Source organism: Pseudomonas sp. PA-7-1E (genome assembly GCF_021605325.1).
Taxonomy (GTDB): Bacteria; Pseudomonadota; Gammaproteobacteria; order Pseudomonadales; family Pseudomonadaceae; genus Aquipseudomonas; species Aquipseudomonas fluorescens_BV.
Genome location: NZ_WKFA01000045.1, coordinates 1 through 17,639, shown reverse-complemented (window position 1 = coordinate 17,639; position 17,639 = coordinate 1). Strand labels below are relative to the sequence as shown.

Below are 17,639 nucleotides of genomic sequence, written 5' to 3'. Positions count from 1 at the left end.
TAGTGTGCTTTTACGGGTTCAATCGCCGATAAACATAACTCATTACAAGTTCAATATAGAGTTCAATTTCGGCCCAGGGAAGCAATAAACGATGCCAATGTCCGCCGTTCTCGAAAACACTGCAAAAACAAAAACGCAAAAACAGTGGCTCGCCGGGCTGGTGACCAGCGTGATGTTCCTTATCGTGTGCCTGAGTTGGGGCACTACGTGGCTGGGCATCAAGATCGCCGTCGAGAGCGTGCCGCCGCTGACATCTGCCGGCCTGCGCTTTCTCATCGCGTTTCCGCTGTTCCTGTGTTTTGCCATGGTGCGCCGTGAGCCGATCCTGTTTCCCCGGGAAAGCCGCTGGTTCTTCGTATTCGTGACCCTGTCCTACTTCAGCGTTCCCTACTATTTGCTCAATTACGGCGAAATGCATGTGTCGTCGGGCCTCACGGCCCTGCTGTTCAGCTGCATGCCAGTGTTCATCCTGATCTTCTCCGCGCTGTTCCTGCGCGAGCGCATCTATTTCTCCCAGGTGGTCGGCATCGGCATTGGTTTCGGCAGCCTTTACATGATCATCAAGAGCCAGGGCCTGCACCTGGACCACGCCGAGTTCTTCGGGGTACTGGCCATTCTGAGCGCCGCGATCATGCACGCCTTGTGCTATGTCATTACCAAACAAAAAGGCAGCGCCATCAGCGTCATCACTTACAACACCCTGCCCATCGGCATTGCCGGGCTGATGCTGTTCCTGGCCGGCCTGTGGTTTGAAACACCGACGTTCGACGACATCACCCTGCGCTCCTGGAGCGCGCTGTTCTACCTGGGGCTAGTGGCCTCGGTGGGTGGGTTCATTGTGTATTTCATGCTGCTCAAGCGCCTGAGCCCGATCATCCTGTCGTTCGTCTTCATCATCTTCCCGGTGTTCGCGGTCATCATCGGAGCCTGGTACGAAGGCGTGGAAATTTCCCGCGACCTGATGCTGTACTCGGCGATCCTGCTGGCCGGCTTTGCGATTACCAAGTTGCCGATCGAAAAACTCATGGCCAAGAAAAAGTGACCCTCAACCAACGCGAGAGAAACATGGATGTCCTCCGCCCCACCGCCCTGGAACAGATCTACGCCCACGCCAGCCGCAGCTACCCCGAGGAGTGCTGTGGTTTCGTCTTCGCCGACGGCAGCGTGTACCTGGGCAGCAATATCCAGAATGAGCTGCACCGCAAGAACCCCGAGATGTACCCACGCAGCGCGGCCAATGGCTACACCTTTTCGGTGGCCGACACCTTGCTGATGAACAAGGCGTTTCGCAGTGACAACCCGGTGGTGGTGATCTACCACTCACACCCGGATGTCGGCGCCTATTTCAGTGACGAAGACCAGGACAAGGCACTGTTTCTGGGCGAGCCGATCTTCCCCGTCAGCTATTTGGTGGTGGATGTCCGCCAGGGCCAGGCCCTGGGCTCCAAGCTGTTTGCCTGGGATGGCAAGCATTTCTCCCTTCAACCTTTCAACGACCTGCACACGGAGTTGTCCATGAACGCTGTCTCTTTCCCCGACATTCTGGTTCGCGTGGCCAAGCTGCCGGAATCGACCCTTGAGGGCGCCGGATCGACATTGCGCGAAGTCATTGAAAATCTCTGCACCCATCACCCCCAATTACGTCAGCACCTGTTCCATGAAAAGAACAACCAGCTCAAGGAACACTTCCTGTTTACCGCCGAGGAGGCGCTGATCGAAGCCGATGAAGCCCTGCCGCCGAAATCCCGGATCGAAGTGTTGCTCGCCACCTCAGGCGGCATGGACATCGATACCCTGAGCAACGAAGAAGTGCAGCGCTACGTGCGCCACATCACCCTGCCGGGCGTGGGCCGCGAAGGCCAATTGAACCTGAAGAAAGCCAAGGTACTGGTCATTGGTACCGGCGGGCTGGGCTCGCCCATCAGCCTGTACCTGGCCGCGGCCGGCATCGGCACCCTGGGGCTGGTGGACTTTGATGTGGTGGAAAGCAGCAACCTGCAACGCCAGATTGTGCATGGCAACAGCACCCTGGGCATGCCCAAGGTCGAGTCCGCCAAGCAGCGCCTGCTGGACCTCAATCCACATATCCAGATCAACGCGTACAACACCGCGCTCAACAGCGACAACGCCCTGGAACTGGTGGGCGCCTATGACCTGGTGATCGACGGAACCGACAATTTCGACACCCGCTACCTGGTCAACGACGCCTGTGTGCAGTTGGGCAAACCTTTGGTGTACGGCGCTATCTACCGTTTCGACGGGCAGATCAGCGTGCTCAACTATAAAGGTGGGCCGTGCTATCGCTGCCTGTTCCCCAAGGCCCCACCCGCAGAGTTGGCACCCAATTGCAGCGCGGGCGGTGTGATCGGCGTGTTGCCGGGCGTGGTCGGTATGATCCAGGCCACCGAGGCGATCAAATTGCTGATCGGTATTGGCGAACCCTTGTCCGGCCGCTTGATGCGCTTCGACGCGCTGGCGATGAAGTTCAGCGAAATCCGCTTCAAGCGCCGCGCTGATTGCCCCTGCTGCTCGGACCTGCGCCATAGCGAAACCGTCGCGCCGGCCACCTGCGCCGATGCCGTACCGAGCCTGCCCTCCCTGGCCGCGGAACGCTACATCAAGCCCCAGGTGCTCAAGCAAGTGCTTGAACACCCCAGCAGCGCCGATGTATTGCTCGACGTGCGCGACGCCAGCGAACTGGAGGTCTGCAAATTACCCGGCGTGGTGCATATCCCGCTGGCAGAACTGGATGGACAGCTCGCGAGCTTGAGCCGCGACAACACCCACTACCTGATCTGCTACGCAGGCGCCCGTGCCGAGCAAGCCGCCAGCACCCTGTTGGCGGCCGGCTTTGCCAGCACCAAAGTCCTCCAGGGTGGCATGAAACATTGGGTTCGCGACGTCGAACCTGACATGCCGTTGTACTGAAAGTGGGGACGTGCTGATGCTGCATAACTCCATTCTCGACGTCATCGGCCAAACGCCGATCGTGCGTCTGGCCCAGTTTTCCGAAGACCTCGGCATCGAGGTCTACGCCAAGCTGGAGTCCCTCAACCCCGGCGGCAGCCACAAGGCGCGCATCGCCCTGGGCATGATCCTGGATGCCGAGCGCCGCGGCGTGCTGATCCGTGATTCCGGGCAAACCATCATCGAACCCAGTGGCGGCAACACCGGCATTGGCCTGGTGATGGCCGGCAATGTGCTGGGTTACAAAGTAGTGCTGGTGATCCCTGACAACTACAGCCCGGAAAAACAGAAACTGCTGCGTCTGTATGGCGCCAGGGTAGTGCTGTCCGACAGTCGCCTGGGCAATAACTCCCACGGCGAAAAGTGCATGGAGCTGCAGTTGGAGAACCCCAACTATGTGATGCTCAACCAGCAACGCAATGGCGCCAACCCCCAAACCCACCGCGACACCACCGCCCCGGAAATCCTCCGCGCCTTCGGTGAACAGCGCGTGGACTACTTCGTCAGCGGCATTGGCACCGGTGGACACATCACCGGTATCGGCGAAACCCTCAAGGCCGCCTGGCCGGCGCTGCGGGTGATGGGTGTAGAACCGGAAGAGTGCGACCTGCTCAAAGACCAACACGCAGCGCACGGGATCCAGGGCCTGTCGATTGGCCTGATCCCCAGCATCCTCAACCTGGACGTGATCGACGGCATGCTCAAGGTGTCGCACGCCGATTGCCTGGACATGATCAAACGCATCATGCGCACCGATGCCATCAGCCTGGGGCTGTCTTCGGCCGCCAACATGGTTGCCATCGCCCAACTCGCCCCCGAACTGCCGCCTGAAACGGTGGTGTTGACCATGGTCTACGACAATGCCGACAGCTACCTGCCCAGTTTCGAATAACGGGGCTTCCAACCATTCAATGTACGGGGGTGTCTCCATGGGGGGCTTTATCGACATGCAACAGCTGCACGATGAGTTGCTCACCCACCTCATCACCACCCTGACGCCCAGACAGATGAAGCAGCTGGAGCCGCACCTGGCACCGTTGATCCAGACCGCCGCCCAGGCGGTGGCCGAGGACCTGATTGCCTATGCCTATCGCGACCCCGCGTCCCGTGGGCGCGGTGAGTTGATCCTGGAATCCTACGCCTCGTTCAAGGCCGTGCTGTTCTACCGCCTTGCGCACCTGGTGTGGCATTTCCAGGCCGCTGACCACGGCGATTTTTCGCGCATGGCCCTCAAACTGAGTAACCAGGGCAAGATTCTCTCCGGCGCCGAGATTCACCCGGCAGCGCGCATCGGCCGGCGCTTTGTGCTGGACCATGGCTACGGCACGGTCATCGGCGAGACCTGCGTGATCGGCAACGACTGCTATATCCTCTGCGGCGTGACCCTGGGTGCGCGCGGTATTGCCAACAACCCGGACGGCAAACGCCACCCGCGCCTGGGCAACAACGTCGAAGTCGGCGCCGGCGCCCGGGTGCTGGGCTATGTTTCGATCGGCGATAACGTGTTTATCAGCCCCTCCTGCGTGATTACCCAGGACGTGCCGGCAGGCACCAAGGTCAAGGTGGTCAACCAGATCCAACTGCAGAAAAACGATGAATCGGACCATAGCAACTACCTCGGCGCCTTTGGCCTGGATGAGCGCTTGCACGTGGTGGGCGAAGTGAGTGCCGGCCACAAGGTCACCGTGCTGGACGCCGACTTTCATCCGCTGCAAGGACTGATGCTCGAACCCACGGTGAAAGAGCGGCACCACCTGCAGTTTCGCCTGCGTCGCCTCGACAACGACGAGCAACTGCCACGCCTGCCGCTGAACCTGAAGGTGTGCGGGCCGGAATTTGAAATCACCCTGCTCTCTCCCCCTGGCTTGAGCGCACTGGTGCGCCACCTCTTGCAAGCCACCCCATTGATCGTCGGAGGTTGAACATGTCCGTGCATACCATGGAAACCCTGGCGCTGTTTGACAGCGCGCCCTACCAGAACGCCTTCAGCGCCCGGGTGATTGCCGTCAGCGAACAAGGTATCGCCCTGGAGCACACCCTGTTCTACCCCACCGGCGGCGGGCAACCAGGCGATACCGGCCACTTCACCCTGGCCGATGGCACACGGGTCGAGGTGACAGGCACCGTGCGCGATCCGGTGTTGCGCTCGATCATCTGGCATCAGGTAGACCATTGCCCCGAACAGTTGGCCGCTGGCGTCCAGGTCGACGCCGGGCTGGATTGGGAGCGGCGCTACCAGCACATGAAGATGCACACTTGCCTGCACTTGCTGTGCTCCCTCATCGACGCGCCCGTGACCGGTTGCAGCATCAGTGCGGATAAAGGCCGACTGGATTTCGACCTGCCGGAGATGACCCTGGACAAAGACGGCCTCACCCGTGACCTCAACGCCCTGATCGAGCAGGCCCACGCGGTGAAAACGCTGTCGATGCCTGCCACCGAGTACGCGACCCTGCTGCAGATCACCCGCACTCAGGCGGTTGCGCCGCCGGTGGTCTCCGGTTCGGTACGGGTGATTGAAATCCCCGGCATCGATATCCAGCCCTGCGGCGGTACCCATGTGCTCAATACCGAGGAAATCGGCCGGGTGTTCTGCGAGAAGATCGAGAAAAAGAGCAAGCACAACCGCCGGGTGATACTGCGGTTTGGACACGCTTGAGCCTGCGTCATTGCCTCTGTAGGAGCGAGCTTGCTCGCGAAAAACCCATAGGCGCCGCGCTTACTCAGGAAGCACGCGGCATCGTTGACGTTTTTCGCGAGCAAGCTCGCTCCTACAGTGACTGTGCTGTTTTTCAGATAGTGAGCAGGTCCATGAAACGGTTGACTGGAGTAGCCTCAAGCCGTGCCTGATCCTTGCACAACGCAAAGATTTCGGCGCTGCGTTGCGCGGTGAACCGCGTGGCCAGGTTGGCCTTGAACTTGTCTTCCAGCAGTGGAATGCCGTCCACCCGACGGCGGCGATGGCCAATCGGGTACTCCACCACCACCTGCTCGGTGCAGGTGCCATCCGTGAAAAACACCTGCACCGCGTTGGCAATCGAGCGCTTGTCGGCCTCCAGGTATTCGCGGCTGTAGCGCGGGTCTTCGATGACGACCATCTTGTCGCGCAGCTCATCGATGATCGGGTGGGCCGCGTGGAAATCATCTTCATACTGCTCGGCCACCAGATTGCCGAACGCCAAGGGCACGGCGGTCATGTATTGCAGGCAGTGGTCGCGATCGGCGGCATTCGCCAATGGGCCGACCTTGGAAATAATGCGAATCGCCGACTCATGGGTAGTGATCACGATACGGTCGATTTCATGTAAACGATGCTTGACCTGCGGATGCAGGGCGACTGCCGCTTCACAGGCGGTTTGCGCGTGAAACTCGGCCGGAAAGCTGATCTTGAACAGCACGTTTTCCATCACATAGGTGCCGTAGGCTTGGGGCAGGCTGAAAGCTCGCTTGTCCTCGGGCTTGAGCGCCAGGTCCTTGTTGGTGTGGCTGAACAGCACGTCATAGAAGCCCCACTGCGGCGCACTCAACACGCCGGGGATGCCCATTTCGCCACGCAGGGCGATGTCTGCCAGGCGCACGCCGCGGCTCGACGCATCGCCCGCCGCCCAGGATTTGCGCGAGCCGGCATTCGGTGCATGACGATAGGTGCGCAGCGCCTGACCATCGACAAAAGCGTGGGACAACGCCGATAGCAACTGCTCGCGGTTGGCGCCCATCAGCTTGGCGGTGACCGCCGTGGTAGCGACTTTCACCAGCAACACATGGTCGAGGCCTACCCGGTTGAAGGAGTTTTCCAAGGCAATCACACCTTGGATTTCGTGGGCCATGATCATCGCTTCCAGCACTGCACGCACGGTCAACGGCGCGTCGCCATTGGCCAGGCGCTTCTGCGACAGGTGATCGGCCACGGCGAGGATGCCGCCCAGGTTGTCCGAAGGGTGGCCCCATTCAGCAGCAAGCCAGGTGTCGTTGTAGTCGAGCCAGCGCACGATGCAACCGATATCCCAGGCGGCCTTGACCGGGTCCAGGCGAAACGAAGTGCCCGGCACCCGTGCACCGAACGGCACCACGGTACCCTCGACCATCGGCCCCAGGTGCTTGGTGCACTCGGGGAAGCGCAGGGCCAGCAGGCCACAGCCGAGGGTGTCCATCAGGCAGTTGCGGGCGGTATCCAGAGCGTCCTGGGAGTCAATGCGGTAGTTGAGGACGTAGTCGGCGATACCCTGAAAAACCGGGTCGTAGTCGGGGCGGTTGTTCTGGTCGACGTTGGCGCTCATGGCGGTTCTCCTAAAAGGTGGGGTTGTTCCTCAAGCTCAAGGTTGATGTTGATCGTTCCCACGCTCCGCGTGGGAATGCAACCCGTGACGCTGTGCGTCACAGCAGGACGCAGAGCGTCCCAGGCGGCGTTCCCACGCGGAGCGTGGGAACGATCAAGCTAGAAAGCGTCGCCGGGGATGCGCACATAGCCTTCCATTAACACCCGTGCGCTGCGGCTCATGATGGCTTTCTTCACCACCCATTCACCGTCCACCTGGCTGGCCTCGGCGCCTACGCGCAAAGTGCCGGACGGGTGCCCGAAGCGCACGGCATTGCGCTCTACGCCGCCCGCCGCCAGGTTGACCAAGGTGCCGGAAATCGCCGCGGCGGTGCCAATCGCCACCGCCGCGGTGCCCATCATCGCGTGGTGCAGTTTGCCCATCGACAAGGCGCGCACCAGCAGGTCCACATCGCCGGCCTTGATCGCCTTGCCGCTGGAGGCCACGTAATCGGCAGGCTTGGCCACGAATGCCACCTTGGGCGTGTGCTGGCGCTGGGCGGCTTCGTCCAGGTGTTTGATCAGGCCCATGCGCAACGCGCCATACGCCCGCACGGTCTCGAACATCGCCAGGGCCTTGGGGTCGCTGTTGATCGCGCCTTGCAGCTCGGTACCGGTGTAGCCCAGGTCTTGGGCATTGATGAAAATCGTCGGAATACCGGCGTTGATCAACGTGGCCTTGAAGGTACCGACGCCGGGCACCTCCAGGTCGTCGACGAGGTTGCCGGTGGGGAACATCGAACCACCACCGCCCTCTTCTTCCGCCGCTGGGTCCATGAATTCCAACTGCACTTCGGCGGCCGGGAAGGTCACGCCGTCCAGTTCAAAGTCGCCGGTTTCCTGCACCGCGCCGTCAGTGATCGGCACGTGGGCGATGATGGTCTTGCCGATATTGGCCTGCCACACCCGCACCACGGCCACGCCGTTATGGGGCACGCGGGCCGCATCGACCAGGCCGGCACTGATGGCGAACGAACCCACCGCTGCCGACAGGTTGCCGCAGTTGCCGCTCCAATCGACAAATGGCTTGTCGATGGAGACTTGGCCAAACAGGTAATCCACGTCATGATCGGCGCGGCTGCTTTTGGCCAGGATCACGGTCTTGCTGGTGCTCGAGGTGGCCCCACCCATGCCGTCGATCTGCTTGTCATAGGGGTCGGGGCTGCCGATCACCCGCAGCAACAAGGCGTCGCGTGCAGGGCCCGGCACCTGCGCCGCTGCGGGCAGGTCCTGGAGGCTGAAGAACACGCCCTTGCTGGTGCCGCCACGCATGTAGGTGGCGGGGATCTTGATTTGCGCTACGTGTGCCATGGTTATCCTCTTCAGGCGGTCGCCTTTGATTCCAGGAAGTCCTGGGCGAAACGTTGCAACACGCCACCGGCCTCGTAGATCGACACTTCTTCGGCGGTGTCCAGGCGGCAGGTCACTGGCACCTCGACACGTTCGCCATTCTTGCGGTTGATCACCAGGGTCAGTTGCGCACGCGGGGTGCGCTCGCCGACCACATCATAGGTTTCACTGCCGTCGATCTTGAGGGTGTGGCGGTCGGTGCCTGGCAGGAATTCCAGGGGCAGCACGCCCATGCCCACCAGGTTGGTGCGGTGGATGCGCTCGAAGCCTTCGGCGGCAATCGCTTCCACACCGGCCAGGCGTACGCCCTTGGCCGCCCAGTCACGGGACGAGCCCTGGCCATAGTCGGCGCCGGCGATGATGATCAGCGGTTGCTTGCGCTCCATGTAAGTCTCGATGGCTTCCCACATCCGCGTGACTTTGCCTTCCGGCTCGATACGCGCAAGAGAGCCCTGCTTGACCTTGCCGTTTTCCTGCACCATTTCGTTGAACAGTTTCGGGTTGGCGAAGGTGGCGCGCTGCGCCGTCAGATGGTCACCCCTGTGGGTGGCGTAGGAGTTGAAGTCGACCTCGGGCAAGCCCATTTTCGCCAGGTATTCACCGGCGGCGCTGTCCAGCATGATCGCGTTGGACGGCGACAAGTGGTCGGTGGTGATGTTGTCCGGCAGCACCGCCAGCGGGCGCATGCCTTTGAGCGGCCGTGCACCGGCCAGCGCGCCTTCCCAGTACGGCGGGCGGCGGATATAGGTGCTTTGTGGGCGCCAGTCGTACAGCGGCGTGACCTTGGGCCCGGTGTCTTCGTGGATGGCGAACATCGGGATATACACCGCACGGAATTGCTCGGGTTTCACCGAAGCCTTGACCACCGCATCGATCTCTTCATCGCTCGGCCAGATGTCTTGCAGGCGGATTTCCTTGCCGTCGGCGTCCAGGCCGAGCACGTCCTTTTCGATGTCGAAACGGATGGTACCGGCAATCGCATAGGCCACCACCAGCGGCGGCGACGCCAGGAACGCTTGCTTGGCGTAAGGGTGAATGCGCCCGTCAAAGTTGCGGTTACCCGACAACACTGCGGTGGCGTACAGGTCGCGGTCGATGATCTCTTGCTGGATCACCGGGTCGAGCGCGCCGGACATGCCGTTGCAGGTGGTGCAGGCAAAGGCCACCACGCCAAAGCCGAGCTTTTCCAGCTCATGGCCCAGTCCGGCTTCTTCCAGGTACATGGCCACGGTTTTCGAGCCCGGCGCCAGGGACGACTTGACCCACGGTTTGCGGGTCAGCCCCAGCTTGTTGGCGTTGCGTGCCAACAGGCCGGCGGCGATCACGTTGCGCGGGTTGCTGGTGTTGGTGCAACTGGTGATGGCGGCGATGATCACTGCGCCGTCGGGCATTTGCCCCGGCACGTCATCCCATTGGCCGGCAATTCCTTTCGACGCCAGGTCGCGGGTGGCCAGGCGGGCATGGGGGTTGCTCGGGCCGGCCATGTTGCGCACGACGCTGGAGAGGTCGAAGCTCAGGCTGCGCTCGTACTGCGCGCCTTTCAGGTCGTCTGCCCACAGGCCAGTGTGGCGTGCATATTGCTCGACCAGGGCGACTTGTTCGTCTTCGCGACCGGTGAGTTTGAGGTAGGCAATGGTTTGCGCGTCGATGTAGAACATCGCGGCGGTGGCGCCGTACTCCGGGGCCATGTTGGAGATGGTGGCACGGTCACCCAAGGTCAGTGCCGAGGCCCCTTCGCCGAAGAACTCCAGCCAGGCGCCGACCACCTTTTGCTGGCGCAGGAATTCGGTGAGCGCCAGCACCATATCGGTGGCGGTGATGCCCGGTTGCAGCTTGCCGGTCAATTCCACGCCAACGCTTTCCGGCAGGCGCATCCACGACGCGCGGCCGAGCATCACGCTCTCGGCTTCCAGGCCACCGACGCCGATGGCGATCACACCCAGGGCGTCTACGTGAGGCGTATGGCTGTCGGTGCCGACACAGGTATCCGGGAAGGCCACACCGTCACGCACTTGAATCACCGGAGACATTTTCTCCAGATTGATCTGGTGCATGATGCCGTTGCCCGGTGGGATCACATCGACGTTCTTGAAGGCCTTTTTGGTCCACTCGATAAAGTGGAAGCGGTCTTCGTTGCGACGGTCTTCAATGGCGCGGTTTTTTTCGAAGGCTTGCGGGTCAAAGCCACCGGCCTCGACGGCCAGGGAGTGGTCGACGATCAGTTGGGTGGGCACCACCGGGTTGACCTGCGCCGGGTCGCCGCCTTGCTGGGCGATGGCATCGCGCAGGCCGGCGAGGTCGACAAGAGCGGTCTGGCCGAGGATGTCATGGCACACCACGCGGGCCGGGAACCACGGGAAGTCGAGGTCGCGCTTGCGCTCGATCAGTTGGCTCAGGGACGCGTCGAGGGTGGCCGGGTCGCAACGGCGCACCAGGTTCTCGGCGAGCACGCGCGAGGTGTAGGGCAGCGTGGCGTAGGCGCCGGGGGTGATTGCCTCGACAGCCGCACGGGCGTCGAAGAAATCCAGGCGGCTGCCGGGGAGTGGTTTGCGAAATTCAGTGTTCATCGTCAGGACTCGGTCACGGTAAGTTCGAAAGGTGAGCTGTCGACACTGGCTTTGTTTCCTGTGGGAGCTGGCTTGCCTGCGATAGCATCACCTCGGTGTACCTGTCACACCACAGTGATGCCATCGCAGGCAAGCCAGCTCCCACAAACAAGCACATTAGCCAGCGGGCACAGCCCATCCCATTCAGCGACGTTCGATTGGCACGAACTTGCGCTGCTCAACGCCGGTGTACTCGGCGCTTGGACGGATGATGCGGTTGTTGGCGCGCTGCTCGAACACATGCGCAGCCCAGCCGGTCAGGCGCGAGCATACGAAGATCGGCGTGAACAACTTGGTCGGGATGCCCATGAAGTGGTACGCCGAGGCATGGTAGAAATCGGCGTTGGGAAACAGCTTCTTCTGTTCCCACATGGTCTTGTCGATGGCTTCGGAGACCGGGAACAACACGGTGTCGCCCACTTCGTCAGCGAGTTTTTTCGACCAGCCCTTGATCACCTCATTGCGCGGATCGCTGTCTTTATAGATCGCGTGGCCAAAGCCCATGATCTTGTCTTTGCGCGCCAACATGCCAAGGGTGCCTTCAACCGCTTCCTGGGCCGAGGAGAAACGCTCGATCATTTCCATCGCTGCTTCGTTGGCACCGCCATGCAGCGGGCCGCGCAGGGAGCCGATGGCAGCGGTGACGCAGGAATACAGGTCGGACAATGTCGATGCACACACCCGTGCGGTGAAGGTCGAAGCGTTGAATTCGTGTTCGGCGTAGAGGATCAGTGACACGTTCATCACTTTGACGTGCAACTCGCTCGGCTTCTTGCCATGCAGCAGGTGCAGGAAGTGGCCACCGATGCTCGGCTCGTCGGTCACGCAATCGATGCGCTGGCCGTCGTGGCTGAAGCGATACCAGTAGCACATGATCGCCGGGAACGCGGCGAGCAGGCGGTCGGTGACATCGCGCTGCACGCTGAAGTCTTTCTCCGGCTCGATATTGCCCAGGAACGAGCACCCGGTGCGCATCACGTCCATCGGGTGGGCGTCGGCGGGGATGCGTTCGAGCACTTCTTTCAGGGCCTGGGGCAAGTCACGCAGTTTGCTCAGCTTGTCGCTGTACGCGGCCAGTTCTGCCTGGGTTGGCAATTCACCGTACAGCAGCAGGTAGGCGACTTCTTCAAACTGGGCGTCAGCGGCCAGTTCGCGTACGTCGTAGCCACGGTAGGTCAGGCCGGCGCCGGCCTGGCCCACGGTGGACAGTGCAGTCTGCCCGGCGACCTGGCCACGCAGGCCTGCACCACTCAATACTTTAGCTTCAGCCATGTTCGTTCTCCAATTTTGTAGTTGTTCAGGGAACCACAGGGTTTATTTTTTCGCGGCGAACAGCGCGTCGAGCTTCTGCTCGAAGGTGTGGTAGTCGATGCGATCGTAAAGCTCCATGCGCGTTTGCATGGTGTCGATCACGTTCTGCTGGGTACCGTCGCGACGAATCGCGGTGTAGACATTCTCGGCGGCCTTGTTCATGGCACGGAAGGCCGAGAGCGGGTACAGCACAATGGAAACATCCGCAGATTTCAACTGTTCGGTGGTGTACAGCGGTGTCGCGCCGAACTCGGTGATGTTCGCCAGGATCGGCGCCTTCACGCGGGAGGCGAACAGCTTGTACATCTCCAGTTCAGTGATGGCTTCCGGGAATACCATGTCGGCACCGGCCTCGATGCACGCGGCTGCACGCTCCAGGGCGGACTCCAGGCCCTCGACTGCCAGGGCGTCGGTACGCGCCATGATCACGAAGCTGTCATCGGTGCGCGCATCCACGGCGGCCTTGATGCGGTCGACCATTTCCTGCTGGGACACGATTTCTTTGTTGGGGCGATGACCGCAGCGCTTGGCGCCCACCTGGTCTTCGATATGGATGGCGGCGGCGCCGAACTTGATCATCGACTTGACGGTACGCGCCACGTTGAACGCCGAGGAGCCGAAACCGGTGTCCACGTCCACCAGCAGCGGCAGGTCGCACACGTCGGTAATGCGGCGCACGTCGGTGAGCACGTCATCCAGGCCGGTGATACCCAGGTCCGGCACGCCGAGGGAGCCGGCGGCTACACCGCCACCTGACAGATAAATCGCCTTGAAGCCGGCGCGCTTGGCCAACAGCGCATGGTTGGCGTTGATGGCGCCCACCACTTGCAAGGGCTGTTCACTGGCGACGGCGTCACGGAAACGGTGGCCGGGAGTGCTGTTGTTGTTGGAACTCATGACTCACCTCGTGATGAAGGCGCACCGTCCGGGAAGTGACGGGCAATGTTGCGTTTGGAGGCGCCGATATGCCGGCGCATCAACAGTTCGGCCAGTTCACCGTCGCGATCGGCAATCGCGTCCAGAATGCGGTGATGCTCGGCAAAGGCCTGGCGTGGACGATTGGGGGTGGCGGAGAACTGGATGCGGTACATGCGCACCAGTTGATACAGCTCGCCGCAGAGCATTTGGGTGAGGGTGCGGTTACCGGCACCTTGAATGATGCGGTAGTGAAAATCGAAGTCGCCTTCCTGCTGGTAATAGCCGACACCGGCCTGGAACGCCGCATCCCGTTCGTGGGTGTGCAACACCTGGCGAAGCTCCTCGATCTCTGCGTCAGTCATGCGCTCGGCGGCCAGGCGACAGGCCATGCCTTCCAGGGACTCGCGAATCTCATACAGTTCGACCAACTCGGCATGACTCAAAGACACCACGCGTGCGCCGACATGAGGCACCCGCACCAGCAGGCGCTGACCTTCCAGGCGATGGATCGCTTCGCGCAGCGGGCCGCGACTGATGCCGTAGGTGCGCGCCAGCTCCGGCTCGGAAATCTTGCTGCCGGGGGCGATTTCGCCTTTGACGATGGCGGCCTGGATACGCCGGAAGACGTTCTCTGACATGGTCTGGGAATCGTCTGGTGCCACCGCTGGTTTTTCCAGTTGCTCCAACATATTGTCGACACCTTTAAAATCGATGCCGCAAAAACTAGCCAATAAGCCTCTCGCAGTCAAAGAATAAATGCATATTGTCGACAATCGTCTAATAACCCCCTCATTCGCTTGCCAAGGCATGGCCGCCTGCCAGCGCTGGCGCCAAAAAAGCATCATGTTAGAATGCCCGCCGCTTTTGCCTGACATCAAATGATGAAAGGGCGCACCCGAGATTGCGCAGCAATGCCAGTCCCCATGAAATGAACAGTGCACTGCCCTGCCTCAGGATTTATGAGACTCAAGCCTTACCTACTAGTGATGTGCCTGCTGTGCATACCGAGCCTTGGCGCTGGCGCCGAGAAGACCGTGTACGGCCTGAATGAATACGCCAAGCTTGCGGGTATCGACCTGGAAGTGGCGGCCAAACTCGACACCGGCGCCAAGACCGCCTCGTTGAGTGCCCGCGATATCAAGCGCTTCAAGCGCAATGGCGAATCCTGGGTACGCTTCTACCTGGCCATCGACACCGCCCATTCCCACCCCATCGAACTGCCCCTGGCGCGCGTCAGCAAGATCAAGCGCCGCGCCGGCGACTACGACCCCGATGAGGACAAGAACTACACCGCCCGCCCAGTGATTGCGCTGGATATCTGCATGGGCAGTGCTTTACGCAGCATCGAAGTGAACTTGACTGACCGCAGCGCATTCCAATACCCGCTGCTGATTGGCTCCGAAGCCTTGAAACGCTTTGATGCGCTGGTCGACCCCAGTCTTAAATATGCAGCAGGCAAACCCGCCTGCGCCGCCGACGCTTAATACCGCCGAGTAAACCGAATGCGCTCTTTGACCCTGCACCTGAAAATCCTGATCACCTTGCTGGTGGTGCTGGGCATTTCGGTCACCGCTTATCAGATCTTCGTGCTGGGAATTCCCGTCACCGAAGATGCCACCGACGACTTGTGGAACATCGACGCCAAGGTCGAGTTCGTCGCCAACCCGAAAGACCCGGTCAAGATCCAGATGTTCGTGCCGCCCTTGAGCCGCGACTTCGTCAGCCTCAATGAGAGCTTTATCTCGAACAACTACGGGGTGAGCGTCAACCGCATCGACGGCAACCGCAAGGTCACCTGGTCGGCGCGTCGGGCCAAGGGCAACCAGACCCTCTATTACCGCCTGGTGCTGACCAAGCGCTACAGCGGCGAAAAGGTCAAGATCAAAGGCCCGACCTTCCGCGACAGCATCGCCGTGGAAGGCCCCGAGAAGATCGCCGCCGAAGCCTTGCTGGCCCCGATCCGCCAGCACTCGGCCGACGTCGAGACCTTTATCAGTGAAGCCATCAAGCGCACCAACAACCTCAACGACGACAATGTGAAGTTGCTGCTGGCCGGCGACCCCTCGACGCCGCACAAAGCCAAGATCGTCGAACTGCTGCTGTCCATCGCCCACGTGCCGGTAGAGAAAGTCCACACCATCCGCCTGGTGGCCGACCAGCCGCAAACCCCGGAACTGTGGCTGCGCAGTTTCAACGGCAACGACTGGCTGTACTTCAACCCGGAAACTGGTGAACAGGGCCTGCCCGCCGACCGCCTGCTGTGGTGGACCGGCGATGAAAACCTGATCACCGTCGATGGCGGCAAGAAAGCCATGGTGACCTTCAGCCTGAACAACAGCGAGATGAACGCCATCCGCCTGGCCAAGCTGACGGACGAAAACACCGACGCCAACTTCCTCGAATACTCGCTGTACGGCCTGCCGCTGCAAACCCAGCAGACCTTCATGATCATGGTGATGATCCCGATAGGCGTGCTGGTAATCTTGATCCTGCGCAACCTGATCGGCCTGCAGACCCTGGGCACCTTCACCCCCGTACTGATCGCCCTGGCATTCCGCGAGACCCAGTTGGGCTTCGGGATTGTGCTGTTCACGATCATCACGGCACTGGGCCTGTCGCTCCGGTCGTACCTTGAACACCTTAAACTGCAGATGCTGCCGAGGCTGTCGGTGGTGCTGACCTTCGTGGTGGTGCTGATTGCCGCCATCAGCCTGTTCAGCCACAAGCTGGGGCTGGAACGCGGTTTGTCGGTGGCGCTGTTCCCGATGGTGATCCTGACCATGACCATCGAACGCCTGTCGATCACCTGGGAGGAGCGTGGCGCCAACCACGCGCTGAAAGTGGCGATTGGCACGCTGTTCGCTGCGTCCCTGGCGCACCTGATCATGAGCGTGCCGGAGCTGGTTTACTTCGTGTTCACCTTCCCGGCGATCCTGCTGATTCTGGTGGGCTTCATGCTGGCCATGGGTCGCTACCGCGGCTATCGCCTCACCGAGCTGGTGCGTTTCAAGGCGTTCCTGAAGGCTGATTCTTGATGTTCGGCTTCTGGAAGACCTGGAAGGCCCTGGAAGCGCGGGGAATCATGGGCATTAACCGGCGTAATGCCGACTACGTGCTCAAGTACAACAAGCGCAGCCTGTACCCCATCGTGGATGACAAGATCATCACCAAGGAACGGGCCCTGGCGGCCGGCATCCATGTACCGGAAATGTACGGGGTGATCTCCACCGAGAAGGAAATCGACAAGCTCGACGAGATCATCGGCGGGCGCAGCGACTTCGTGATCAAGCCCGCCCAGGGCGCCGGCGGTGACGGCATCCTGGTGGTGGCCGACCGGTTTGAAGGGCGCTATCGCACGGTGTCCGGCAAAATCATCAGCCATGAGGAGATCGAGCACCAGATTTCCAGCATCCTCACCGGCCTGTATTCCCTCGGCGGCCACCGCGACCGCGCGTTGATCGAGTACCGCGTGGTGCCCGACCAGATCTTCAAAAGCATCAGCTATGAAGGCGTGCCGGACATCCGCATCATCGTGCTGATGGGCTACCCGGTGATGGCGATGCTGCGCTTGCCCACCCGCCAGTCCGGCGGCAAGGCCAACCTGCACCAGGGCGCGATCGGCGTGGGTGTAGACCTGGCCACCGGCCTGACCCTGCGCGGCACCTGGCTGAACAACATCATCACCAAGCACCCCGACACCACCAACGCGGTGGATGGCGTGCAACTGCCCAACTGGGACGGTTTCATGAAGCTCGCCGCCGGCTGCTATGAGCTGTGCGGGCTGGGTTATATCGGCGTGGACATGGTGCTGGACCAGGAAAAAGGCCCATTGATCCTTGAGCTGAACGCTCGGCCTGGGCTGAACATCCAGATTGCCAACGATTGCGGCCTGACTTTGCGCACCCATGCGGTGGAGGCACGGCTTGAAGAGCTCAAGGCAGCCGGGGTGACAGAAACCCCCGAGGAACGGGTGAAGTTCGTGCAGGAGATGTTCGGGCATATTCCGCCGGTTGAAGGCTAAGCAGCGCATCGCAGGCAAGCCCGGGCTCGATAGGTGGGAGCTGGTTTGCCTGCGATAGCTTTCTGACAAGCCAGTTGCCCCTCAGGCTATACCCTCTATCGAGCTATCACCGACATCCGCTCTAGGAGCAAGGCCTACAGAGGACTACAAT

The 17,639-nt window shown here is 61.2% G+C and carries 14 protein-coding genes; 8 read left to right on the top strand and 6 right to left on the bottom strand.

Annotated features, from left to right (window positions below; translation table 11 throughout):
• Positions 1-97: 97 nt before the first annotated feature.
• From GIW79_RS22315 to GIW79_RS22295, 5 genes are read left to right on the top strand one after another with little or no spacing between them, the layout of a single operon-like run.
• Positions 98-1,042, top strand: coding sequence for a DMT family transporter (locus tag GIW79_RS22315; RefSeq protein ID WP_034128416.1), 945 nt, complete (start codon positions 98-100; stop codon positions 1,040-1,042).
• Positions 1,043-1,065: 23 nt separating this feature from the next.
• On the top strand, positions 1,066-2,928 hold the full coding sequence (gene moeB, locus GIW79_RS22310; protein WP_236453121.1) for a molybdopterin-synthase adenylyltransferase MoeB: 1,863 nt from the start codon (positions 1,066-1,068) through the stop codon (positions 2,926-2,928).
• 16 nt (positions 2,929-2,944) lie between these two features.
• Positions 2,945-3,859, top strand: a complete 915-nt coding sequence (locus tag GIW79_RS22305) for a PLP-dependent cysteine synthase family protein (RefSeq protein WP_127881138.1) — start codon at positions 2,945-2,947, stop codon at positions 3,857-3,859.
• 37 nt (positions 3,860-3,896) lie between these two features.
• The gene (locus GIW79_RS22300) at positions 3,897-4,889 is read left to right on the top strand and encodes a serine O-acetyltransferase (protein WP_236453119.1); all 993 of its coding nucleotides are present in this window, start codon (positions 3,897-3,899) and stop codon (positions 4,887-4,889) included.
• Positions 4,890-4,891: 2 nt separating this feature from the next.
• On the top strand, positions 4,892-5,626 hold the full coding sequence (locus GIW79_RS22295) for an alanyl-tRNA editing protein (RefSeq protein ID WP_034128353.1): 735 nt from the start codon (positions 4,892-4,894) through the stop codon (positions 5,624-5,626).
• 133 nt (positions 5,627-5,759) lie between these two features.
• On the opposite strand, the gene prpD is transcribed toward GIW79_RS22295, so the two are convergent.
• From prpD to GIW79_RS22265, 6 genes are all read right to left on the bottom strand, one after another.
• Positions 5,760-7,244, bottom strand: a complete 1,485-nt coding sequence (gene prpD, locus GIW79_RS22290; protein ID WP_236453117.1) for a 2-methylcitrate dehydratase — start codon at positions 7,242-7,244, stop codon at positions 5,760-5,762.
• A gap of 158 nt (positions 7,245-7,402) precedes the next feature.
• Positions 7,403-8,593, bottom strand: coding sequence for a 2-methylaconitate cis-trans isomerase PrpF (gene prpF / locus GIW79_RS22285; protein ID WP_020302624.1), 1,191 nt, complete (start codon positions 8,591-8,593; stop codon positions 7,403-7,405).
• An 11-nt stretch (positions 8,594-8,604) separates the two neighbouring features.
• The gene (gene acnD, locus GIW79_RS22280) at positions 8,605-11,199 is read right to left on the bottom strand and encodes a Fe/S-dependent 2-methylisocitrate dehydratase AcnD (RefSeq protein ID WP_116667089.1); all 2,595 of its coding nucleotides are present in this window, start codon (positions 11,197-11,199) and stop codon (positions 8,605-8,607) included.
• Between the two features lie 183 nt (positions 11,200-11,382).
• The gene (gene prpC / locus GIW79_RS22275; RefSeq protein ID WP_054920630.1) at positions 11,383-12,510 is read right to left on the bottom strand and encodes a bifunctional 2-methylcitrate synthase/citrate synthase; all 1,128 of its coding nucleotides are present in this window, start codon (positions 12,508-12,510) and stop codon (positions 11,383-11,385) included.
• 42 nt (positions 12,511-12,552) lie between these two features.
• Positions 12,553-13,446 (bottom strand): methylisocitrate lyase, encoded by an 894-nt coding sequence (gene prpB, locus GIW79_RS22270; RefSeq protein WP_236453114.1) that lies wholly within the window; start codon positions 13,444-13,446, stop codon positions 12,553-12,555.
• Positions 13,443-14,156, bottom strand: a complete 714-nt coding sequence (locus tag GIW79_RS22265) for a GntR family transcriptional regulator (RefSeq protein WP_003193321.1) — start codon at positions 14,154-14,156, stop codon at positions 13,443-13,445. The genes prpB and GIW79_RS22265 overlap by 4 nt, the downstream gene beginning before the upstream one ends.
• 270 nt (positions 14,157-14,426) lie before the next feature.
• On the opposite strand from GIW79_RS22265, the gene rloA reads away from it, so the two are divergent.
• From rloA to GIW79_RS22250, 3 genes are read left to right on the top strand one after another with little or no spacing between them, the layout of a single operon-like run.
• Positions 14,427-14,951, top strand: coding sequence for a retropepsin-like aspartic peptidase RloA (gene rloA, locus GIW79_RS22260; protein ID WP_014719501.1), 525 nt, complete (start codon positions 14,427-14,429; stop codon positions 14,949-14,951).
• Positions 14,952-14,969: 18 nt separating this feature from the next.
• Positions 14,970-16,502 (top strand): osmotic stress tolerance membrane protein RloB, encoded by a 1,533-nt coding sequence (gene rloB / locus GIW79_RS22255; RefSeq protein ID WP_003193324.1) that lies wholly within the window; start codon positions 14,970-14,972, stop codon positions 16,500-16,502.
• On the top strand, positions 16,502-17,488 hold the full coding sequence (locus tag GIW79_RS22250; protein ID WP_003193326.1) for an alpha-L-glutamate ligase-like protein: 987 nt from the start codon (positions 16,502-16,504) through the stop codon (positions 17,486-17,488). The genes rloB and GIW79_RS22250 overlap by 1 nt, the downstream gene beginning before the upstream one ends.
• The last annotated feature ends 151 nt before the right edge of the window (positions 17,489-17,639 follow it).